This window comes from Pseudarthrobacter ribosi, assembly GCF_055412865.1.
The window spans coordinates 242,822-264,330 of the sequence record NZ_JBVAYZ010000002.1; the positions used below are offsets into that span (position 1 = coordinate 242,822).

The 21,509-nt window shown below is 67.6% G+C and carries 17 protein-coding genes; 6 read left to right on the top strand and 11 right to left on the bottom strand.

Annotated elements, in window-relative coordinates; translation table 11 throughout:
* The first annotated feature begins 137 nt into the window (after positions 1-137).
* The gene (locus tag ACZYZ5_RS03030) at positions 138-494 is read left to right on the top strand and encodes a hypothetical protein (protein ID WP_463899035.1); all 357 of its coding nucleotides are present in this window, start codon (positions 138-140) and stop codon (positions 492-494) included.
* A 165-nt stretch (positions 495-659) separates the two neighbouring features.
* Here the strand turns inward: ACZYZ5_RS03030 and ACZYZ5_RS03035 are convergent, their stop codons facing one another.
* From ACZYZ5_RS03035 to ACZYZ5_RS03080, 10 genes are all read right to left on the bottom strand, one after another.
* On the bottom strand, positions 660-1,391 hold the full coding sequence (locus tag ACZYZ5_RS03035) for a polysaccharide deacetylase family protein (RefSeq protein ID WP_463899037.1): 732 nt from the start codon (positions 1,389-1,391) through the stop codon (positions 660-662).
* A gap of 136 nt (positions 1,392-1,527) precedes the next feature.
* Complete coding sequence (locus ACZYZ5_RS03040) at positions 1,528-3,231, bottom strand: endo-1,4-beta-xylanase (RefSeq protein ID WP_463899039.1); 1,704 nt, start codon at positions 3,229-3,231, stop codon at positions 1,528-1,530.
* Entirely contained in the window at positions 3,219-5,006 is a 1,788-nt protein-coding gene (locus tag ACZYZ5_RS03045) for a polysaccharide deacetylase family protein (protein WP_463899041.1), read from the bottom strand. Before ACZYZ5_RS03045 ends, ACZYZ5_RS03040 begins: the two co-directional genes overlap by 13 nt.
* A 58-nt stretch (positions 5,007-5,064) precedes the next feature.
* Entirely contained in the window at positions 5,065-6,867 is a 1,803-nt protein-coding gene (locus tag ACZYZ5_RS03050) for a polysaccharide deacetylase family protein (RefSeq protein ID WP_463899043.1), read from the bottom strand.
* The gene (locus ACZYZ5_RS03055; RefSeq protein WP_463899234.1) at positions 6,857-8,197 is read right to left on the bottom strand and encodes a glycosyltransferase family 2 protein; all 1,341 of its coding nucleotides are present in this window, start codon (positions 8,195-8,197) and stop codon (positions 6,857-6,859) included. The genes ACZYZ5_RS03050 and ACZYZ5_RS03055 overlap by 11 nt, the downstream gene beginning before the upstream one ends.
* 2 nt (positions 8,198-8,199) lie before the next feature.
* On the bottom strand, positions 8,200-8,658 hold the full coding sequence (locus ACZYZ5_RS03060; RefSeq protein ID WP_463899045.1) for a hypothetical protein: 459 nt from the start codon (positions 8,656-8,658) through the stop codon (positions 8,200-8,202).
* On the bottom strand, positions 8,655-8,819 hold the full coding sequence (locus ACZYZ5_RS03065; protein ID WP_463899047.1) for a hypothetical protein: 165 nt from the start codon (positions 8,817-8,819) through the stop codon (positions 8,655-8,657). Before ACZYZ5_RS03065 ends, ACZYZ5_RS03060 begins: the two co-directional genes overlap by 4 nt.
* 400 nt (positions 8,820-9,219) lie before the next feature.
* Positions 9,220-10,092, bottom strand: a complete 873-nt coding sequence (locus ACZYZ5_RS03070; RefSeq protein ID WP_463899049.1) for a universal stress protein — start codon at positions 10,090-10,092, stop codon at positions 9,220-9,222.
* A gap of 256 nt (positions 10,093-10,348) precedes the next feature.
* Positions 10,349-11,704, bottom strand: a complete 1,356-nt coding sequence (gabT, locus tag ACZYZ5_RS03075) for a 4-aminobutyrate--2-oxoglutarate transaminase (protein ID WP_463899051.1) — start codon at positions 11,702-11,704, stop codon at positions 10,349-10,351.
* Positions 11,705-11,780: 76 nt separating this feature from the next.
* Positions 11,781-13,211 (bottom strand): gamma-aminobutyraldehyde dehydrogenase, encoded by a 1,431-nt coding sequence (locus ACZYZ5_RS03080; RefSeq protein ID WP_463899053.1) that lies wholly within the window; start codon positions 13,209-13,211, stop codon positions 11,781-11,783.
* Between the two features lie 145 nt (positions 13,212-13,356).
* On the opposite strand from ACZYZ5_RS03080, the gene ACZYZ5_RS03085 reads away from it, so the two are divergent.
* From ACZYZ5_RS03085 to ACZYZ5_RS03105, 5 genes are all read left to right on the top strand, one after another.
* Entirely contained in the window at positions 13,357-14,799 is a 1,443-nt protein-coding gene (locus tag ACZYZ5_RS03085; protein ID WP_463899055.1) for a PucR family transcriptional regulator, read from the top strand.
* A gap of 249 nt (positions 14,800-15,048) precedes the next feature.
* Positions 15,049-15,867 carry a polyphosphate kinase 2 gene (gene ppk2 / locus ACZYZ5_RS03090; RefSeq protein ID WP_463899057.1) on the top strand — a complete coding sequence of 273 codons (819 nt, stop codon included), beginning with the start codon at positions 15,049-15,051 and terminating at the stop codon, positions 15,865-15,867.
* A gap of 25 nt (positions 15,868-15,892) precedes the next feature.
* Positions 15,893-18,625, top strand: coding sequence for a cation-translocating P-type ATPase (locus ACZYZ5_RS03095; protein ID WP_463899059.1), 2,733 nt, complete (start codon positions 15,893-15,895; stop codon positions 18,623-18,625).
* A 113-nt stretch (positions 18,626-18,738) separates the two neighbouring features.
* Positions 18,739-20,076 (top strand): MFS transporter, encoded by a 1,338-nt coding sequence (locus ACZYZ5_RS03100; protein WP_463899061.1) that lies wholly within the window; start codon positions 18,739-18,741, stop codon positions 20,074-20,076.
* Entirely contained in the window at positions 20,073-20,753 is a 681-nt protein-coding gene (locus tag ACZYZ5_RS03105) for a FadR/GntR family transcriptional regulator (protein WP_463899063.1), read from the top strand. The genes ACZYZ5_RS03100 and ACZYZ5_RS03105 overlap by 4 nt, the downstream gene beginning before the upstream one ends.
* A gap of 128 nt (positions 20,754-20,881) precedes the next feature.
* Here ACZYZ5_RS03105 and ACZYZ5_RS03110 read toward each other — a convergent pair whose 3' ends face one another.
* Positions 20,882-21,418 carry a hypothetical protein gene (locus ACZYZ5_RS03110; protein WP_463899065.1) on the bottom strand — a complete coding sequence of 179 codons (537 nt, stop codon included), beginning with the start codon at positions 21,416-21,418 and terminating at the stop codon, positions 20,882-20,884.
* Positions 21,419-21,509: the final 91 nt, after the last annotated feature.

Consider the following 21,509-nt stretch of genomic DNA (forward strand, 5'->3'; position numbering starts at 1 on the left):
CGACCGAAGCGGGCGGGGGCGCCCTGCGGCATTGTCTGTAGCGGCGGTCACGTGGGTTTCGCTTCAGGCAGTCACCTGGGACGGAGAGTGTAATTCGAGGACTACCGGTGATAGCCGGCCAATGGCATACTGGCGCCATGCTGGCAGCCTACGCCCATCAGGCGACCCTAGAAATGAGTTCCGACGCTGACATCGACGCTATTAGTTTGGCCGTTGCCTTGGAGCTGTGCGGAAGCTGGCAACACAGCCCGCCGTGTCCGGTTCCCCACTCCACGCATGCCACAAAGACAGGCAGCACGGTCACCGTGCGCGTGGTATTCGCCGCGGAGTCGGAAGAGGTTGAGTCCGTACGACACCGGATTGGCGAAGCCCTCCGCACGGGCTCGGTTGCCGCTCCGGACGGTTCGACCACCAAATGGGAGCTTCGCGGTAGCTCCGCCGACGATGTGAGCGCCTCCGAACTTGCACGTGCCCGGCGTCTTGTCGGCGCCTGACTCCCGCCAAAGCTGACCGCTTCCCTTTCGTCCAGCCCCGTGCTGGATCCGCTGGCGGTACCTGGCGCCGCGGCCGTACCGGAAATGGAGCGCCGGTGTGATGGCCACCACACCGGCGCTGGGCTGCATCGCATACCCCGAGGACTATGCCCGCGGCTGGGCGCCTTAGGGCGCGACCACGACGGCCGGCGAGCCCTGGTTGACCGGGTTGGCCGTGGCGGAGGGGGCGACCACCCCGAACTCGTAGCCTTTGGCCCGCAGTGCGTCGATGGTTTTGGCCAGGTAGGTCCACTGCGTCGAGGGGCAGGACAGGACGTCCTCAGCGTCGTGGAGCAGGATCATCGCGCCGGGCACCGCCTCCGCCATCACATACTTTTGGACGCCGGCCGCACCGGGGCACTCGTAGTCGCCGGGGTTGCCGACGTCCCAGTGCCAGACAACCCCGCCGCTCATACCGATCGTCTTGAGGTAGCCCAACGCGTAAGAGGTGCTGTTGCCGAAGGGGAAGCGCATCAGCTTGGGCGCCTCACCGGTGGCGGCCTTGATGGCGGCGTTGGTGCGGTCGATCTGCTGCTTCTGCTGCGTCTTGCTGATTGCGGAGAAGTCGGCGTGGTCCCACGAGTGGTTGCCGATCACGTGCCCCTCAGCCTTGATCCGGCGGACGAGGTCGGGGTACTGCTGCGCGTGGGAGCCCTCGAGGAAGAACGTCGCCTTGACGCCTTTCTGCTTGAGGACGTCGAGGACGAACGCAGTGCGCTGGGGCGAGGGCCCGTCGTCGAAGGTCAGGCCGATCAGCGGCTTGCCGGCGGCCTGCGCCGACACGGTGGGGCCGCCGGCCAGCAGTGCCACAACCAAGGTCGCGGCGGCCAAGGCCGCGACGGCAATCTTGCTCTTCATGGTGCTCACCTTCCATTCTCAAGGTCGCTAGGTGAGCACCATAAGGCTCCGCTGAGGCCGCTGTAAACAGCTACTCGCTAGGCAGGGCTCCTCGGGTCGGTGGCACCCGTGTCGAACACGCGGTGGTCGCGGGTGGTCAGCCGCCCAGCGCACGCCTCATCGCGTCGTACGCGGGCGTCGGCTTCCCGTTGTCGAACAGGAAGTCGTGGCCCTGCTGCAGCCTGCCGTGATCGTCGATCCACCAGTTGTAGCGGTCGTCCACGCCCCACGTCGTGTAGGAGACGCAGGCACGCGAGCGCAGACAGGTGGCTAGCACCGTGGTGTACTGCTCCGCCTGGGCGTCCGTCCCCTCGTCGTCCTTGACGTCGTTCTCCGAGATGCGGACGTACAGCCCGGCCTCCTCGAAGAGATTGAGCGTATCGGTGAGGTCGTCGGCGGAGATCGCGTCGGTCTTGAGGTCGTAAACGTGGGCCTGGAGCCCGACGCCGTAGATGTGCCCGCCCAGCGCGTTGGTGTCGAGCGCGAGCTTGAGCAGGGCGTCCTGGCGGTGCCCCGGCACGTCCGCCCCGTTCTCGTTGATGAACTGCTTGACGTCCGGATCGGCGTCGTAGACGGCCTGGGAGACGACCGCCGGGTAGCTCGGCCCGAAGACGCGGTACCAGATGTTCTGCTGGAAGCTTGTCCCCTGGTCCACGTCGAACGGCTCGTTGACGACGTCGAGCGAGTCGAGCCGCCCCTTGAAGTGCGTCACCACGGTGGTGACGTAGTCGAGCAGGGCCTCGGCGCTGGCACGGCGCTCCAGCTCGGAGCCGGTGGGGAGCTCCCGCATCCAGCGGGGCATCGCCTCGGTGAAGGCGATGGTGTGGCCGTGCACCGCCATGCCCTTGCTCTCGGCGATCGCGAGAATCGCATCAGCCTCTTCGAAGGTGTACACGGCCTGCTGCGGTGAGAGGAACTGCGGCTTCATCGCGTTCTCCGGCGTGAGGGCGCCGAAGTTGCCGACGAGCTCCCGCGCGTAGTCCACGTCCGAGGCAAGCGGACCGAGCGCCACCGCCGCACCGATCTTGAAGTCCGGCCGGGTCCGGGAGGCCAGGGCCTGCAGCCCGTCCGCCGACTGCTCGGTCTGCGCGACCGCGGGGCCTTCGGTGGTCAGGGAGGCGCCCTCCGGAGCGGTGGCGGTGAGGGACCTGACCTGGAAGGAGCCGCCGTCGCTCGACAGCCCCAGCCAGAGCTCCCCCGATTTGAACACCCCGCCGAGGGGCAGCGACGACACGGTGCCCCCGCCGCTCGCGACCTCCAACCTCTGCCCGGACCGGCGCACCGAGATCGCGGCCCCCGGATCCGAGACCGTCACGTGCTCGTCGTGCGCCGGCTGAGGGTCGGTCACGTGCTGCTGGCGCGAGCCGTCGAAGACCGCAATCTCGAGGTCGTCGCCGCGGAGGGTGAGCCGCAGGCCCGCCGGCTCGACCCGGAACTCATCGGCGATCACCGGCGGGCTGTCGTAGACGGTCCAGGACGCGTCGGCGGTCACGTCGGAGAATGACGCGCTGAGGGTGAAGTCCCCCTTTGCGACCAGGTGGGTGCCGGCCAGGTTGAGCGGCGGGTTCGGCTGGCCTCCCCCGCCGTCCTGCTCGACGATGCTCCGTGCGGTGGCAGCGACCTGCAGCCCGCCGCCGGCGGCCGTCACCCCGGGCGTGTGCTGCCAGTCCTGATGGACCAGGTCAAGGACCACGTCGGGCTCCGGTGTCGGGTCGTTCGAGGAGCAGCCCGCGAGGGCGAGCAGAAGGCCAGACGCCAGCACGATCAGTACGCGCGGGCGCCCGGCCATCAGGGCCGCCACCAGCGGACATCGTCCACATAGGCCAGCACTCCAGAGTTGCCGGTGACGTACACCTGCAGGCTAGCCTTCGCGACGCTGGTCGTGCTCGGCGAGTAAGTCAGGTTGACGTTGGCGACGCCGAGCGCGGTGCCGGCGAGCTTCCACTGCCCGGAGATCCAGTTGCCGTTGGCGTCGTACTCGTCGATGTACCAGCCGACCTCACCGGCCGTGCGGTTCTTAATGTTGAGGTACGCCGAGATGTTGTAGTTGCCCGGCGTCACGTTGACCTGCGGCGAAAACAGATGGCCGTTGACCGTCGTTCCCTGCAGCTTCACTGAGTTCACCGGGTTGGCCGGGGCGCCATTTCCGGCGTTGTCGGCCACGATGGCGGTCGCAGCGTCGGTCCTCCAGCCACCGCTGATGCCGGCGTCGAACGTGCCGTTGACGGCTAAGTTGGCGGGCACCGGCGGCAGGGTCTCCGCGCCGAGCGCCAGCAGCTCCACGTTGTCCAAGTAGGCCGTAATGCCGGTCCCCGCGACGATCACCTGGAGACTGGCCTTGGCCACGTTCGTCGAGCTCGGCGTGTAGGTGAAGTTGAGCTCCTCCACCCACCGGGAGTTCTCCCGCTTGCGGTACTGCCCGGAGACCCAGGCTCCCGCCGCGTTGTACTCGTCGACGTAGAACGCCACCTCGCCCGAGGTCAGCGCGGAGACGTTGAGGAAGGTCTTGTACAGGTAGTTCGTCCCCGGGGTGACGGCGACCTGCGGTGAGAACAGGTGTGACGGGGTCGCACCGGAGACGAGCTTCACCGACCGCGTGGGGTCGGGGTAGCTGCCGTTACCGCCGGTGTCCGCCGTGATGGTCGCGGGAGCGTCGGTCCGCCAGCCCTCGCCGATGCCCGAGTTGAAGCTGGCGTTGGGCATCTTGTTGGGGGTGCCCGTCACGAGGCCCTTGGAGACGTTGACGTTCTTGATCTGGCCGGCCGTCACCTTGGTCTTCACGTAGGCGGCGAGCTGGTCCAGCTCGGCGGTGCCGTACTGGTAGTCGTCGGCGGTCCTGCTGGGGTTTACGGCGATGTCGTGGAAGGTGAACACGACCCACGTCTTGGCCGCGATGGCCTGGTCGACCTTCGCCTTCAGCGTGGCCACCGTGTCGAGGCCCTCCTCGACCGCGACGTTGTTGACCAGGTAGTCGCTCAGAGGCCAGAGGTTCACGCCCTCGTCCTTGAAACCGCGCATCGACGAGTAGTACTTGGCCACTTTGGCCATGACTGCCTGGTCGTAGTCGCCGTACGGCGGTGCGAAGGCGGTTGCCTTGATGCCTTGTGCGGCCAGCGCAGACCTGCTGTTCGCCATCTGCGCGTCGACCTGGGCCGCGGTCAGCTTGTTGGCCTGGCAGTCGCCGCCGATGGAGGTGAGGCACTGGTGGTCCACCCCGTGCGACCCGATCTCCCAGCCGTACTGGGTCTGCAGCTGCTTGATCTGCGCCCAGGTCATGTACGGCACGCCGCTGTCGGCCCGGCAAGTGTTCGGCACGGTCGTCATGCCAACGCAGTTAGTGATCACGTAGTTCGTGCCCGTGAGACCGTGCTTCTGAAGCGTCGGAGCGGCCTGAGTGAGGGCGCTGGTGTTGCCGTCGTCGAAGGTGAACGAGACGAGTGCCGACGGCGCCGGGTTGTCCACGGCTGCGTTCGCCGAAGTAGGGGTGAACAGTGCCGCGGTCATTGCTGCGACGGCAAACCCTATGGTCGCGAGCCTGCTTCGGGCTCGCGAGGTGCTGAATCTGGTTCCGGTCATGAGTCTTTCCGTTCTTTTCGGGTGGCCGACGGCGCCTGCTTACACCGCCGAATAGTGATCACGGGCCCCGCAACTTCTCGAACGCCTGCGCGACCGGCTGGACTTCGATGCCACTATCGTCAATGAGCTGCAACTGGGCGGCGAGGACGTCGCTGGTAATTGTGCTCCGGTCCGCCGCGATGGTGTTCTCCTGAGTGCCGGTGGACTCGGGGGTTGCGATCTGGTGGTAGACGAAGATGAGCCAGCCGTTTACTCGGGACGTCTCGGCGAGCGCTGCGGCTAGGGTGTCCGGCGTAGTTTCGTCGGTCACGTAAAAGACCTTTAGATCGTGTGGTTCGAGGTTCTGCCGGGTGTTGATGCCCTGCTCCGTCCCCCGCACGATGTCGAAGTACTTGCTCGCGTACCAGTCGACCTGGGGGTCGGACCGTCCGAACGGAGGTGCCAAGTCGTCGGTGCCGAGGCCCGCGGCCGCAAGCGCCTCCTCACTCTTCCGCATCTCTTCGTGCAGCCGGTCGGCGCCGATCGAGGTGAGATCGACGTGTTCGTAGCTGTGTGCGGCGATCTCATGTCCGGCGTCGTGCAATTGCCGCACCTCGGCGGCCGTCATGAAGTTCGGCGTCTCGATGGAGCTGGCATTGACGTACTGGGTGGACCGGAAGCCGTGCTTGTTCAGCAGTGGCAGGGCGCGGTCGTGCACTGACTGCCAGCCGTCGTCGAACGTGATCGAGACCATGGGCTGGTCCCAGCGGAGGGGTCCGGGCTTGGTGACGTCGGTCAGCGTATAGTCGCGGACGCCGGTGGTGCCGTTCCCGTGCGACACCAGGGTGACCATCGCCGTCTTCGCCCCGTCGGGGACCTGGAACGCCTCCCTGACCGTCGTCCACTCCCCCGCCGGCGGCACCGTCGCCAGGTTGCGGAACACGCGCCCGCCGTTCGCGAGTTCGAACTCCGCCACCACATCCACCTCGCGCTCGGACTGGTAGGTCGCGCCGAACTCGAAGTACCGGTCGGTGGTGACCGGGACCGGCTGGTACTGCCATTTCGCCTCGCCGCTCTGGTAGTTCTCGATGCGGGTCCAGAGGAAGCTGCCGTCCTCGTCCTGGCCGCGCCCGGACTCCACGGTCGAGGCCCCGGAGGCGTACGGGGACCATGAGTCGGGTGCGCCCAGCTGGGGACCGGCGAAATTGGGGGCGGGGACGAGGTTGGGGCCCGCCGTCGCGGCGGGCGGCACGCGGACGTCGTCCGCCGCCTCGATGTACGCGCCCTCGACCCGGATGGTGCCCTTGGAGGCGAGCCGGAAGACGTACTCCACTGCGGTGGTCGTGTCGCCGCTGTCGAACGCGTCACTCACCGTGAACAGCGAATTGCCCGGCCGCTCGAGAGGGTTCGGCAGCTGCTTCAAAGTCGTGCTGCCGGCTGCGTGGTGCTGGCGGGCCAGCAGCGTGAAGTCCGCGTCGCTGGCGGTGAACGCCTTGAACAGGTAGGTCTCGCCGGGCTCGACCTCCACCCGGGGGCTCGTCAGCGTGACATCCCCCGAGGCGTAATGGGTGACGTCCAGCTTCAGCGCCTGGCCGCTCAGCTGCCCATCGACCAGCTCCAGCGAGGTCCCAGCGTCCCCGCTGTGGCTGACGTTCCAGCCGCCCACGTCGCCGGCGGAGGGCGCCAGGCCGGACGCCGCCGGATCGCCCACCGCAGTCACACCGAGCGCGGGGAGCAGGTTCGCACCGGGCCGCGCCTGAGCGATGCTGCCGGTCCCACCGGTGTACAGCAGCCACCCGATGGTTATCATGACGACCATCACCGAGATGACGACCAGCGGATTCAGCAGCACACGGAGAACCCGGCCGCGCTTATGCGGCACGAGCTACCACCACCACGCTGGCGGCCCGCTGCGGCGACTTCCATGTGTTGATCTCGGGACGCCGGAACAGCCCGCGCGAGCGCGCGATGCAGCGAAGCGCCGCCGTCAGCTGCACCAGGTCCATGATGTAGAACAGGAAGTAGGCAGTCGGCGCGTAGATGGACAGCCGAGTGCGTTCACGCGCGGTAAGGTTCTCATCCATCCAAACCGTCAGCAGTGTGTACACGGTGATGGTCGCATACGCGCCCAGTATCAGGGCAGGCGTCTGCGTGACCATCGACCAGTAGACCGCGTACGTCCACGCGACGGGCGAGACGAGCAGCGTGAACTCGCTGAGCACAGCCATCGGCATACGGTAGCAGGTCAACATGCGGGTGTACCGGCGGCTCGGGTTGAGCATCATGCCGCGGTACTTGATGAGGTTCTGAATGCTTCCATACTTCCAGCGGTAGCGCTGCTTCGCCAAGGCGCGGAGCGTGAGCACGCCCTCGGTCTTCGCGACCACGTCAGCTCCATAGATCATGCGGAAGCGCCGGTTCCCCAGGCTGGCAATCTTCGCGCTCAGGCCGATGTCCTCGGTCACGGTGTCCGTGTCGTAGAATCCGACCTTGCGCAGCACGCGCATCCGATACGTCGAGGCCACTCCGCCCACCACGAACTCGCAGTTCAGCAGCGAATAGAGCTTCTTTGAGCGGTAGCCGATCATGTGCTCGAAAAGCTGCAGGATGCCGAGCGCCGTCGTCTCCTCCAGGATCTGCACGTTGGCTGCGACACCGGCCACGTACGGGTCGTCGAAGTAGGACAGCGCGTTCGTGATGGCGTCCGGCTCGATGATCGAGTCGGCGTCGAGCGTCATCACGTACTGGCCGCGCGCATGCCGGCGAAGCGCCGCGTTGAGCGCCGCGCCCTTGCCGACGTTCTTGCGCATCCGCACGATGCGCAGGTCCATCTCGGGGTGACGCACCTGGTAGTCGCGGGCCAGCCGACCGGTAAGGTCGGTGGACGCGTCGTCCGCGACGAGGACCTCGAAGGAGCGGTAGTTGCTGCGCCGGATGGAGTCGAGCGTCCGGACGATCACCGCCTCCTCGTTGTGGGCGGCGATGACGATGGAGACCAGCCCGGGCACCTCGGGGAGGGCACGGCGGGTCCAGGTGGCCGTCGCCGCGCACTCCGCCTCGTACTCGACGGGGAGCCGGACGCCCCTCATCCCCTTCCGCCGCTGCTGCCAGACGTCGTAGAAGTTGGCGCCCACCAGGTACAGGCCGAAGTGCACGACGTAGAGGATACTGACGCCGGCGAACAGCCAGAAGATCACCAGCGGGATGTCCATGCTCAAGCCTCGATGGAGTTGGCGGCTAGCGCGGGCACGTGCGCGGCGGACCGGGGCTCGGCGCGCTCGGTGCGAAGCGCGCGGCGCGGCACCTTTACGGACGCGGCGACGGCGGCCGCCGCCTCGGCCGCCGGCTGCAGAACCTCATCGAACGTGGCGTTCGTGACGGCGTTGGCCAGCTGGCCGGCGGCCGGCTGGACCAGGTCAACAATGGCCGTGGTGGTCGGCACGGCAGCGGCCGGAACGGCGGCGCTCCGCGCCACGGTCTCTACGAGAGCCCTGCGAGCCGCGCCGTGGCGATAGATCCGGATGCCGACGAAGCGGATGATCAAGGTGAGGATCACCAGGGCCCACAGCACCACGCTCAGCTGAGCCACGAAGCCGAGCAGGCCCTCGAACATCGCACTGTCCCGGCCGAAAGTCGCCTGTGCGGTCACGGCGACGCCCTGCATATGCGTCATCGAAGGCCCTTCCCTGCTGCATGGGTGTAAGCCGCTGCCGTGCGGCCAAGCAACTGGTCGCACTGCTCAGCCAGCCCTGAAGACTGCTTCTTTTGCGGAAGAGATGCGTGCGCCAGGGGCAGGACAGTGCTGTTCATGGACATCTCGATTTCGGTAACCACCTTGCGCCTCCTCGATTCCGGCATGCGGCCCACTTCCAAAATATGGGGATCCATGCATGGGGGCACGAGTGCTGATTACGTGAATAACTTGCTTGCCAGAATAGGGGCAATACTCGGTTCGGCGGCGAGGTACTCGGATAGATAGCCGCGGTTACCCGACCATTGCCGCGGCTTCCCTTCGGTAGGGCCCTAAGACCCCAATCGCGGTGCTCATCACCTGAAAACGTCATCTGAGGAGCTGGCATTAATAGGCCGTCACGCCAGGCGATATTTTCGCCTGGCGGCCTTAAATTTGCCGGCCTTTAAGCGGTACGGCCCGCCAATGCGTGGTCATTGTGACGCACTGGAGGGCCGAGATCCGTCGAGCCGGTGCAGTGGCGCGGCGTCGCTCAGACTGAAGTCAGACCCCGGGGCTGGTGTGCATCCGTGAGTAGTCGCGCGGGACCACCACCATGGGGACCGGCAGGGCCAGGAGCACCTTGTGCGCGGTGCTGCCGATGAACAGTTTGTTCTTCTCCGCCAGGCGGGAGGAGCCGACGATCATGATCTCGCCCTCGTCCCAGTCCAGGTCGTCGATCGCTTCCTCAATCGTGCGGCCATGGGCCACTTCGACGGTGACGTCGTGCCCCTCCGGGAGCCGGTGGGCGGCCGCGGTGAGGACGGTATTGGCATGGATGTGCGCCGCGTTGATGTTTTCGCCGCTGTCCCCTTCGGCGTCGAGTTCCACGAGGGAAACCAGCCGTAGCGGGACCCCCCGGCGTTCCGCGGCCATGATCGCGACGTCGATCGCCGCCTCCGCGCCGGGACGCTGGCCCACCGCGAGCGTCAGCCGGGTGATCGGCTCGGTGCGGTGGTAACCCCGCGGTGCGAGCGCCACCGGAACGGGCGAGGCGTGGAGCAGGGCATTGGCCGCGCTGCCGATGGAGTATCGCTTGAACAGCCCGGCGCTGGCGGCACCGACGACGATCAGGCCGGCCTCGTAGTCCAGGGCCGCATCAATGAGGCCGGCGGCGTGTGAGTCCGCGTGGCGGACGTGGAACTTGGCCTCGACGTCCTTGGGGATGAGGGACAGGCCCTCCCGTTCCGCGGTGAGCATCTCCTGCTCCGCGGCGCTGACACCGCTTCCCTCCGGGTGCAGGGCGACGTAGGGGGTCCGCCGGTCCACAACGTAGACCAGGTCAAGTTGCGCTCCCTGGGCCCGGGCCAGGGCGGAGGCCAGTGCAACGGCGTCGACGCCGCGGTCGCTGGGGGTATAGCCAACTACGTATCGCATGTATGAACCCCTTATGGGTCTGTGGCAGAAGCCAGCTTTGCTCCGGGGGTTCCGGGCGACGTCGGCCGGTCTGCGTTCCTGCAGTGGTAGGAACGACTCTAGCCCAGCGGCGCGCGGAATTGGCCGTGTGCCGGGGCGCGGAATTGGCGCGGGGACAGCGCGGGGAAGGGAGCCGGGTTAAAGCAGCAAAGCCGCGGACGCTGGGTCCGCGGCTCTGCTGCGTTGTGTTGGTGCCGTGCCTTCGTGCCCGGTCTGGTTAAGCGTTGGCCTTGATGGCCGCGGCCAGGACCTGGAGGCCGTCGAGCAGCAGCTCGTCGCTGATGACCAGCGGCGGCAGCAGCCGGATGACGTTGCCGTAGGTGCCGCAGGTGAGGATGATGACACCCTCCTTGAGGCAGGCTGCGGCGACGGCCTTGGTCAGCTCCGGGTTCGGTTCCTTCGAACCGGCCTGGACCAGTTCGATCGCGAGCATCGCGCCGCGGCCGCGGACGTCGCCGACCACGGGCTGTTCGGACGCCAGTTCGCGCAGCTTGCCGAGGGCGAGCTCCTCGATGTGCTTGGCGCGGGCGTTGAGGCCGTACTGCTCCATGGAGCCGATCGATGCGAGGGCCGCGGCGCAGGCCACCGGGTTGCCGCCGTAGGTGCCGCCGAGGCCGCCCGGGTGGACGGCGTCGAGCAGGTCGGCGCGGCCGGTGATGGCCGACAGCGGCATCCCGCCGGCGATGCCCTTGGCCATCGTGATGATGTCCGGGACGACGCCCTCGTGGTTCACGGCGAACCATTCGCCGGTGCGGCAGAAGCCGGACTGGACCTCGTCGGCGATGAAGACGACGCCCTTGTCCCTGGCCCAGCCCGCCAGCGCGGGCAGGAAGCCCTCGGCGGGGACGATGAAGCCACCCTCGCCCTGGATCGGTTCGATGATGATCGCGGCAACCTGCTCGCCGCCGATCTGCTTTTCAATCATGGTGATGACGCGCTTGGCGGCCTCGGCACCGGTGATCGCCGGGTTTTCCTCGCGGTAGGGGTAGCTCATCGGCATGCGGTAGACCTCGGGCGCGAACGGGCCGAAGTTGGTCTTGTACGGCATGGCCTTGGCGGTCAGCGCCATGGTCAGGTTGGTGCGGCCGTGGTAGGCGTGGTCGAAGGCGACGACGGCGTCGCGGCCGGTGGCCAGGCGGGCCACCTTGACGGCGTTCTCGACCGCCTCGGCGCCGGAGTTGAACAGCACGGTGCGCTTTTCGTGGTCGCCCGGGGTGAGCCGGTTCAGCTGCTCGGCGACGGCGACGTAGCCCTCGTAGGGCGTGACCATAAAGCAGGTGTGGGTGAAGTGTTCCACGGCTTCCTTGACCGCGCCGACCACGGCGGGGTCGGAGGCGCCGACGCTGGTCACGGCGATGCCGGAGCCGAGGTCGATGAACGAGTTGCCGTCGACGTCGTGGATGATTCCGCCGTCGGCGTCGGCGACGAACACGGGAACGGTGGACGCGACGCCGGCGGCGACGACGGCCTTGCGTCGCTCGGTCAGGGCAACGGACTTCGGGCCCGGGAAATCGGCCTGGACGCGGCGCTTCTGCTCAAGACGGTAGGTGATGTCATTCGCGGTGGTGGTCATGGAAAAGCCTTTCTAGCGTGCTGGGTGTGCGGTGGAGCTGTGCATCGGTGCGGTGCCAGCGGGGGATGCAACTGCGCTAGGCGTCCAGCGCACTCATGACGTGCTTGATGCGGGTGTAGTCCTCCACGCCGTACATGGAGAGGTCCTTGCCGTAGCCGGACTGCTTGAACCCTCCGTGCGGCATTTCGGCGGTCAGGAGGATGTGCGTGTTGATCCAGACGGCGCCGAAGTCCAGGTCCCGGCTCAGGCGCATGGCCGTGCCGTGGTTGGTGGTCCAGACGCTGGAGGCGAGGGCGTAGTCGACGTCGTTCGCCATCTCCACCGCTTCCTCCTCGGTGCTGAACTTCTGCACCGTGATGACCGGACCGAACGTTTCCTTCTGCACGATGTCATCGCTCTGCTTGGCGCCGGTGACAATGGTCGGCTCGAAGAAGTAGCCCTTCTCCCCCGCCCGGTGCCCGCCGGTCTCGATCTTGCAGTTCGCCGGCAGGTGCTCGACGACGGACGTGACCGCCTTGAAGTGGTTGACGTTGTTCAGTGGGCCGAAGTAGTTGTCCTCATCGTTCTGCGAGCCAGTGTGCAGGGTCTTCGTGTGCTCGACCATGGCGGTGACGACGTCGTCGTGCACCGAATCCTGGACCAGCACGCGGGTGATCGCGGTGCAGTCCTGGCCGGCGTTGAAGAAGGCGAACTCGGCAATGGCCGCGGCGCTCTTCTTGATGTCGGCGTCGGCGAACACAATGGCCGGCGCCTTGCCGCCGAGCTCCAGGTGCGCGCGCTTGAGGCCCTTCGCGGCACCGGAGGCAACGGCGATGCCGGCCCGGACGGAGCCGGTGATGGAAACCAGGCCGGGGACTTTGTGCTCCACCATCAGGGCGCCGGTCTCGCCGGTGCCCAGGACGACGTTGAGCACGCCGGCCGGGAAGATCCCGCCGGCGAGGCGGGCCAGGACGAGGGTGGATTCCGGGGTGGTGTCCGAGGGTTTGAGCACCACGGTGTTGCCCGCGGCCAGGGCCGGGCCGATCTTCCAGATGGCCATCAGGAACGGGTAGTTCCAGGGCGCGACCTGGGCGACGACGCCGATGGGTTCGCGCCGGACGTAGGAGGTGTGGCCCTCGAAGTACTCCCCGGCGGACTTGCCCTCCATGATGCGGGCGGCGCCGGCGAAGAAGCGCAGCTGGTCCGCGCCGGCGGCAACTTCCTCGGAGGCGATCAGGGACCGGACCTGGCCGGTGTTGCGGTGCTGGGCCTCGACGAGTTCGTCGCTGTTGGCCTCGACGGCGTCGGCGAGCTTGAGCAGCATCAGCTGGCGCTGCCCCGGCGTCGTGTGCTTCCAGCTCTTGAAGGCATCCTTCGCGGCGGTCATGGCGGCGTCGACGTCGGCCTGGCCCGAGACGGGCGACTTCGCCACGACCTCGCCGTTGGTGGGGTTGACGATGTCCAGGACACCGCTTCCGGCCGGAGTGACAAACTCGCCGTTGATGAAGTTTTGCAAGGTTTGAACCACGGTGTACAACCTCTTTCGCGCTGAAAAGGACCCAATGAGACTGCTCCGAGCCTATGCCAGCCGGTCAACCCCGGGGAATAGTCACCTGCACACCGTTGTCGCCATATTTTAGTGCGCTTGCCCAGCCCGTGGTTATCCTGAATCCATGGCCATTTCACTTGCTGCCCTGCTGGGGGTGCCGTCCCTCAAACTCGCCAAGGCCGGCCTGGCGGAAACCACCTGGCACCAGGACATTGTCTGGGTGGCCGTCACCGAACAGGAAGACCCGCAGCGGTTCCTCAACGGCGGCGAACTCATCCTCACCACCGGCATGCGGCTCAAGAGCGCCCCAGAGCAGCGCCGCTTCGTCCGCCAGGTCCAGCGTGCCGGGGCTGTGGGCATCGGCTTTGGGATCGGCCTGACCCACGACGCCGTGCCGCCGGCCCTGATCGCCGAGGCCAACCGGTGGGGGCTGCCGGTGGTGGAGGTGCCGTACGAGACGCCGTTTATCGCGATCGGCAAGCTCGTCGCGGACGCCCAGTCCGCGGACCACTTCACCAAGCTGGAGCGGCTCATCGCCGGGCACCAGATCCTCGCCCGCGCCCTGCTCACCGGCGGCGGCCTCGCCGAACTCCTCAAGCACCTCGGGTCGATGCTGCGCACCGACATCGTGCTGACCCAGTTCACCGCCCAGCTCTACAACAGCGTGCCCGGCCACCCCGCGCCGAGCGCCGAGGGCTGGGCGTCCTTCCCGATTCCCACCGGCCGCCGCGACGCGTGCACGCTGTGGGTGAAGCAGCCCTTCGAGGACTCGGGGATCGTGGGTTACGCCCAGAACCTGATCAGCGTCGAGCTCAACAACATGGTCAAGCAGCGCCAGTCCCAGCGCGCCCTGGCCGGGCAGGTCCTCGAGGACGTGATCCACGGGACCCTGGAACCGAGCGAGGCCACCCGGCGGCTCGCGGGCATCGGAGTCAACAGCACCCGCCGGAACGTCGTCCTGCTGGGCGAGTCCGCCGCGCACATCAAGCAGTTGGGCACGTCCTCGCTGCCGCAGCCGCTGGAAACGGCGGTGAGTGCCGTCGTCGGCAAGGATCTGGTGGTGGTGATTCCCGACGACGGCCACGGCGCCAGTGCGCTGGCCCGGAGCCTCAGCGACCACCTGGCCGAGGCCGGGATCCACGCCACGATCGGGATCGGCGGCGCCTACACCAAGCCCAACGGGCTGCGCTGGAGCTACTTCGAGGCCCGCGACGCGGCCAGCCACGGCCTGCCGGTGAATGAACCCGAACGGCTGAGCCTGACCTCGCTGCTGCTGGCCAGCGAGGATGTGCCGCTGGCGGACATGGCGAACGAGTCCCTCAACCCGCTCCGGAGCTTCGACGCCACCCACGGCGCCGAGCTGCTGACTACGCTGGAGAGCTACCTGACCAACAACGGCTCGGTGGCGGCCGTCGCCGAGGAGCTCACGCTGCACCGGAACACGGTCCGCTACCGGCTGGCCCAGATCACCGAGCTCACCGGCTACGACCCGGCGCAGACCGCGGACCGGGTGCAGTTGTGGCTCGCGCTGGCCGTGCAGCGGCTGAGCGCCCGCCACCCGCGCTGACTCTGCCGCGCCTGTCGGCGGGTCTGTCGGTGCGGACCGTCCACCGCGGGCGGCCCCTCAATAGGGTCTTAGTGCCGTAGACCCGGGTTCAGCCACGGTCAACACTGGGATTGGCAGCACGCTGTACGAGAGTGCCCGCAAAGTGCCCGCGCCCTTCCGCCCGTCCCGCGGACGAAAGTGCCGGTCCCGTCGGTGTCGCGGTGCGGTTGCCTGAACCGCCCTAGGAAGTACCCGACTAGGAGGCCGATCGTGGGCAAGAAGAAAAACAACAATGGCACCGAGGACGAGACCCGGACCAAGATGCCGCGCAAGGAGTACGAGGCGGAGATGGCCGTCCTGCAGGGCGAGCTGGTGGCCCTGCAGGAATGGGTGAAGTCCACCGGAGCCAAGATCTGCATCGTGTTCGAGGGCCGTGACACGGCCGGCAAGGGCGGCACTATCAAGCGCATCGTCGAACGGGTGAGCCCCCGGGTATTCCGGGTGGTGGCGCTCCCCACTCCGACGGCCCGGGAAAAATCCCAGATGTACCTTCAGCGCTACATGAACCATTTCCCGGCGGCCGGCGAGGTGGTCATCTTCGACCGCAGCTGGTACAACCGTGCCGGCGTCGAGCCCGTGATGGGCTTCTGCACGCCGGAGCAGACCGAGAAGTTCCTCGACCTGGTTCCACTGGTGGAGAAGGCGATGGTGGACTCCGGCATCATCCTGCTGAAGTACTGGCTCGAGGTCAGCGCGGACGAGCAGACCCGGCGGCTTCAAAGCCGCATGGACGATCCTCGCAAAACGTGGAAGCTCTCGCCGATGGATCTGAAGTCCTACAGCAAGTGGTACGACTACTCCCGGGCCAGGGACGCCATGTTCGCCGCGACGGACACCGCCTGGGCACCCTGGTTCGTCGCGAACAACGACGTCAAGAAGCGCGGCCGCCTGAACATCATCAGCCACCTGCTGAGCCAGGTGCCCTACGAGCCGTACCCGGGGCTCGACGTCGAACTGCCGAAGCGCCAGAAGGCTGGCGACTACCGCGAGCCGACCCTCGCGGTGCGGCGCGTCCCGACCCCGTTCTGAGCAGCGCCGTGATGAGGAGCAAGTCATGAAGGACAATCCCGGAACAGCGGCAGCAGTGGCCCCGGCCGAGGCGGACGCCCCCTGGTATACGCTCGCACCCGCCGAGGTGGCCGCCGAGCTGAGGGTGGACCCCGCCCGCGGATTGAGCGCAGCCGAGGCGCAGGAGCGGCTGCAGGAGTACGGCCCCAATGCCCTGGCCGCCGCGAAGCAGGAACCGGTCTGGAAACGGTTCTTCAAGCACTACCGGGACTACATGCAGATCGTGCTCGTGGTCGCCGCGCTAGTCAGCCTGCTGATCGCGGAATACGGGACCGCCATCGGGCTCGCCATCCTGACACTGTTCAATGCGTGGCTGGGATATCACCAGGAAGGCAAGGCTGAAGAGGCCGCCGCTTCCTTGGGGCAGATGATGAAGGCGATGGCCAAGGTGCGCCGCGACGGCGACATGGCCGAAATCGCCGCCGAGGACATCGTCCCCGGCGACATTGTGGTGGTCGACGCCGGTGACCGGGTCCCCGCCGACGGCAGGATCATCCTGGCGGCGACCCTCCAGATCGAGGAGGGCGCCCTGACCGGCGAGAGCGTCGCGGTCGAGAAGGACACCGCGGCCATCAACCGGCACGACGTCGGCATCGGGGACCGGCTCAACATGGCGTTCATGAACACCAACGTGACCCGGGGCCACGGCGAGATCCTGGTGACCACCACGGGCATGGGCTCGGAGGTCGGACACATCGCCCACATGCTGTCCGGGCAGAAAGTGGAGAAGACCCCGCTCACCAAGCAGGTGGACCGGCTCACCATCTTCATCATCATCGCCGCGCTCTTCGCCTTCGTCGCCATCGTGGTGATGGGCCTGGCCCAGGGCGAATCCTTCGCGGTGCTCTTCGGGATCGGCGTGGCGCTGGCCGTCGGCTCCATCCCGGATGCGCTGCCCGCCGTCGTCACCACCATCCTGTCCGTGGGCTCGGTCAACATGGCCAAGAAGAACGCCATCATGAAGGTGCTTCCCGCGGTCGAGACCCTGGGCTCCACGTCGGCGATCAACTCGGACAAGACCGGCACCCTCACGCTGAACCAGATGACGGTGCGCGAGTTCGTGACCGTGCAGCACCACTACACGGTCAGCGGCGAGGGCTACAGCTTCGACGGGCAGGTCAAGCGGACCACCGGCGACGCCGAGCAGAACCTCGACTATGTGATGTTCCCGTGCGCGCTGTGCAACGACTCCGATATCCAGGACGGCGAGGTGATCGGCGACCCCACCGAGGCGGCGCTGTACGTGCTCGCGCAGAAGGGCGGTGTGGACGTCCGGGAGTTCCGCCGGAACAACCCGCGGGTGGCGTTGGTGCCCTTCGACTCCGACTACAAGTTCATGGCCACGTTCCACCAAATGCCGGGTGCCGACGGCAGGCCCGTGATCCGCGCCTACGTGAAGGGCGCGCCCGACGTTGTGCTCAACCGGTCCTCGTCCGGGCGGATGCCGGGCGGCCGCGCCGAGCTGCTCACCGAGGAGATGCGGGCGAAGGTGCTCGCCGCGAACGAACGGATTGCCAGCCAGGGCCGACGGGTGCTTGCCCTGGCGCAGCGCGAGTTCGACCCGGCGACCTTCCAGCCCTCGGGCGACCTCATGGCGCTGATGCAGGATCTGGAGATTTGTGCGCTGATCGGCGAGGTGGACCCGCCGCGGGCCGAGGCCGTCGCCGCCATCGCCAAGGCCAAGCACGCCGGCATCCGGGTCCGGATGATCACCGGCGACCACGCCATCACCGCGGCCGCGATCGCCGACGAGCTGGGCATCCGGGGCCGGGCGGTCACCGGTGCCGAGTTCGCGGCGATGAGCGATACGGAGGCCGACAGCCAGGTGGACGGGATCGGCGTGATCGCCCGGGTGGCCCCCGAGCACAAGGTCCGGCTGGTCGAGGTGCTCAGGCGCAAGGGCAACGTCGTCGCGATGACCGGCGACGGCGTGAACGACGCACCCGCCATCGCCGCCGCCGACATCGGGATCGCGATGGGCATCACCGGCACCGACGTCGCCAAGGGCGCGGCCAAGATGATCCTGGCGGACGACAACTTCGCCACCATCGTGACCGCCGTCGAGCAGGGCCGGCTGGTGTATGACAACCTGCAGAAGTTCATCCGGATCCAGGTCGCTAACCTGTTTATGTTCATCCTGGCGTTCATCGGGTCCTCGGCCTTTGCGATTGCCGGCACGGCGCTGCTCAGCCCGGCCCAGGTGCTGTGGATCCACATGGCGATCGTCGCCCCGATCGGCGCCGTGATGGGCCTGGACCTTGCGACGCCGGGCATCATGGACCGCAAGCCCCGGCCCTTCAACGAGCCGATCATCGTCCGGTCGATGATGGTGCGGCTGTTCATCGTCGGGCTGTTCATGGCGGCCGCGACGCTGGTCCTCGTGCAGATCGGCAAGACCTCGTATGGATCCCTCGAGATCGGCCAGACCATGGCCATCGTGGGCCTGGGGCTGATGAACATCGCCGTCGCCCTCAACCTCCGCTACCCCACCGAGAGCGCCTTCGGGCCCTCCACCTTCTCCAATCCGAAGCTGCTCTGGGCGTTCGCGTGGGCCTTCATCGGCTCCATGCTGATCACCCAGATGCGGGTGCTGCAGGACCTGTTCGGCACCGTGGCGCTCAACGGCGAGCAGTGGCTGGCCTGCCTCGTCCCGGCCGTGGTGCTGCTGGTCCTGGGCGAGCTGTTCAAGCTGATCCTGCGGGCCCGGCACGCCCACTGACCCCCGCCAGCAACTGCCCCCGCGATGCAACGCGGGGGCGCAGGGGGCGTCATGTGTCGAGATATTCGCCACTAAAGGTTAAAGTGCAAACGTCAAACGTCTAACCTTTAGGAATGGCTAGCAGCACGGCGGCGTCCGCCCTTCCCCAGACCGCACGTCCCGCCGTCGCGGCACGTCCCGCCGACGCGCGCGCACCGCGCGGCGTGGTCATCGCCGGAGTCGTCGCGATCGTCCTGATCGGGCTCAACCTGCGCGCCGGGATCACCGGCGCCGCCGCGCTTCTGCATGACCTGCAGGCGGTCCTGGGCTACGGGCCGCTGATCGCCGCCGTCATCCCCTCGATTCCGACGCTGTGCTTCGCCGTGGCCGGCGCCGCCACCTCGTGGCTCACCCGGCTGCTCGGGCTCGAGAAGGCGATCCTGCTCTCCCTGGTGCTGCTCGCGGCCGGGCTGCTGGTCCGCGGGATCCCCTCCACCGGCATGCTGATGGCGGGCACCGTCGTCGGGATGTCCGGGCTGGCGATCTGCAACGTGGCGATGCCGTCCTTCATCCGGGTCCACTTCGCGCACCGGACGTCGCTGATGACGGCGCTGTATACCGTGACCATGACGACGGGCGCCACCGTGGTGGCCGTGCTGATCGTCCCGGTGGCGCAGCAGCTCGGCTCGCCCTCCGCCGGCGTCGGGGCGATCGGATTCCTGGCGCTCGGCGCCTGCCTCGGCTTCCTGCCGATCGCGCTGCACGCCCACCGCAACGCGCCCGCGGTCAAGGCCGGCCGGGTGTCCCCCTGGCCCCTGCTGCGGACCCGCACGGGCATGCTGATCACGCTCGGCTTCACGGTCCAGGCCCTGCTGGCCTACGCCGTGCTGAGCTGGTTCCCCTACATGCTGGTCACCCTGGGCATGACAGCCTCCGGGAGCGGGCTGATGTTCGGCCTGATGCAGCTGGTTTCCGTCCCGGCCGGCATGGTGCTCGTCGCGATCGGCTCGCGCCCCCGGATGCGGCGCACCGCCTTCTACCTCGCCACGGTCACGATGGCCGTGGGCGTCCTGTCCATGCTCGTCCTGCCGCTCTCCTGGGCGCCGCTGACCGCGGTGCTGCTCGGCTTCGGGCTGGGGATCTTCCCGCTGGTGATGGTGATGATCAGCCGCAGCGGCCGCACCACCGCCGAAACCACCGCACTGTCCACGGTGGCGCAGTCCGCGGGGTACCTGCTGGCGACGCTCGGCCCCTTCGGCATGGGGCTGCTGCACAGCGCCACCGGCTCCTGGACGCTGCCGTTGATCCTGCTGCTGGCCGTCGCCCTGGGCCAGATCGCCGTCGGACACCTGCTGACCGCCAAGCCCAAGGTTCCCCGGCCGCCGGAACCGGGGCCTGCCGAACCAAAGCCCGCGGAGCCGCAGCCTGCCGGGGCGTCCACCCAGATCTCAGCTGGACGGGAACAGTCATGACGCTCACCACATCGCACCGGCCGCCGCTGGTGGAGGAGATCACTGCCAAGCTGCGGGAGCTGATCCATTCGGGCGAGTGGCCCCTGCAGCAGCGGATCCCGGCCGAACCCGAGCTGATGGCCGTGCTCGGAATCTCGCGCGGCACCCTGCGCGAGGCGATCAAGGCCCTCGCCCACAGCGGCATGCTGGAGGTCCGGCGCGGGGACGGCACCTATGTCCGCGCCACGAGCGAAATCTCCGGCGCCGCCCAGCGCATGTACCGGGACCACTCGCAGGTTCACATCCTGGAGGTCCGGGTCGGTCTGGACACCCAGGCCGCCCGGCTCGCGGCCCGCCACGCCACCGCCGACGACGTCGAGGCGATGCGAGGACTGCTGGAGGCCCGCCGCGTCGCCTGGCTCGCCGAGGACTACGCCGGCTGGGCCCGGGCGGACTGGGAATTCCATGTCCTCGTGGCGCAGGCCTCGGGCAACCCGCTGCTGCACGAGCTATACGTCAGCTTCGGCGTCGTCTTCCACGCCGACCTGCTCCGGCAGCAGGGCCGCGCCGGCTTCAACGGCCTCCCGCACGAAGGTCACGACGACCTCGTCGACGCCATCGCCGCGCACGACGAAACGGCCGCCGTCGAGAGCGTGCACCGGAACCTGAACTCCTGCGCGGAGTGGATCCAACAGTAGCTGCCCCGCCCAGCACAAGGCCTCCGCACCGGGATACCGGTGCGGAGGCCTTTTGTTGTGCTCGCGCTGACCTGCTGTTAGCTCGCGGTTAGCGGGCGGGTCCCGCGTGCGCGGTCAGCGTGATCGGTTTAGCGTGCGAGGCCCGCGAAGACGTTTTTGGGACGCTGCATTTCGCCGTGCTTGGCGCCGAGGACAATCACCGTGCCGGCAAAGACCGGGATGGCCCACTGCAGGATCTTCAGCTGCTGCTGTGCGGAGCGGAGTTCCTCGGAGGCGCCGGGCTTGGGCTCGGTGGCGCCCCTGGCACCTTCGCTGGCCAGCTTGTCCACCTTGGCGCCCTGGAGTCCGGCGTACAGGCTCACGCCTGCACCGGCGAGGGTGACGACAGACTTGATGACGCTGAGGCGCACGACGCCGTCCTGCTTGGCCATCCGGCCCTTGTTTTCCCACATGATCGCGAGGCCTGAGAGCAAGTGCGCGCCGAAAGCCGCCGTCTGCACCGGGGCCCATTTCTTCCAGCCCAGGCTCGACAGCCGGGTGCGTTCGGCCGGATCCTTGGCTTCCGCCGTCGCCCCGTTCAGGCCAATGGCGCCCATCAGCGAACCGCCGAACCAGGCACCCGCCGTCAGGTCGTGGATGGATCGGGCAACAAGATTTCCTGCCATGTTGAGCTTCCTATCGTCTGAGTTCGAATCCGGAACAGCCGTGGCCCACGGAGGGTCACGTTCCGGCTATAGTAAGCACACTTATGAAAAA

Coding starts and splice junctions, on each gene's coding strand:
- ACZYZ5_RS03030 (WP_463899035.1), top strand. CDS start 138: ATGCTGGCAGCCTACGCCCATCAGGCGACCCTAGAAATGAGTTCCGAC.
- ACZYZ5_RS03035 (WP_463899037.1), bottom strand. CDS start 1,391: ATGAAGAGCAAGATTGCCGTCGCGGCCTTGGCCGCCGCGACCTTGGTT.
- ACZYZ5_RS03045 (WP_463899041.1), bottom strand. CDS start 5,006: ATGACCGGAACCAGATTCAGCACCTCGCGAGCCCGAAGCAGGCTCGCG.
- ACZYZ5_RS03055 (WP_463899234.1), bottom strand. CDS start 8,197: ATGGACATCCCGCTGGTGATCTTCTGGCTGTTCGCCGGCGTCAGTATC.
- ACZYZ5_RS03060 (WP_463899045.1), bottom strand. CDS start 8,658: ATGACGCATATGCAGGGCGTCGCCGTGACCGCACAGGCGACTTTCGGC.
- ACZYZ5_RS03070 (WP_463899049.1), bottom strand. CDS start 10,092: ATGCGATACGTAGTTGGCTATACCCCCAGCGACCGCGGCGTCGACGCC.
- gabT (WP_463899051.1), bottom strand. CDS start 11,704: ATGACCACCACCGCGAATGACATCACCTACCGTCTTGAGCAGAAGCGC.
- ACZYZ5_RS03085 (WP_463899055.1), top strand. CDS start 13,357: ATGGCCATTTCACTTGCTGCCCTGCTGGGGGTGCCGTCCCTCAAACTC.
- ACZYZ5_RS03095 (WP_463899059.1), top strand. CDS start 15,893: ATGAAGGACAATCCCGGAACAGCGGCAGCAGTGGCCCCGGCCGAGGCG.
- ACZYZ5_RS03100 (WP_463899061.1), top strand. CDS start 18,739: ATGGCTAGCAGCACGGCGGCGTCCGCCCTTCCCCAGACCGCACGTCCC.
- ACZYZ5_RS03105 (WP_463899063.1), top strand. CDS start 20,073: ATGACGCTCACCACATCGCACCGGCCGCCGCTGGTGGAGGAGATCACT.
- ACZYZ5_RS03110 (WP_463899065.1), bottom strand. CDS start 21,418: ATGGCAGGAAATCTTGTTGCCCGATCCATCCACGACCTGACGGCGGGT.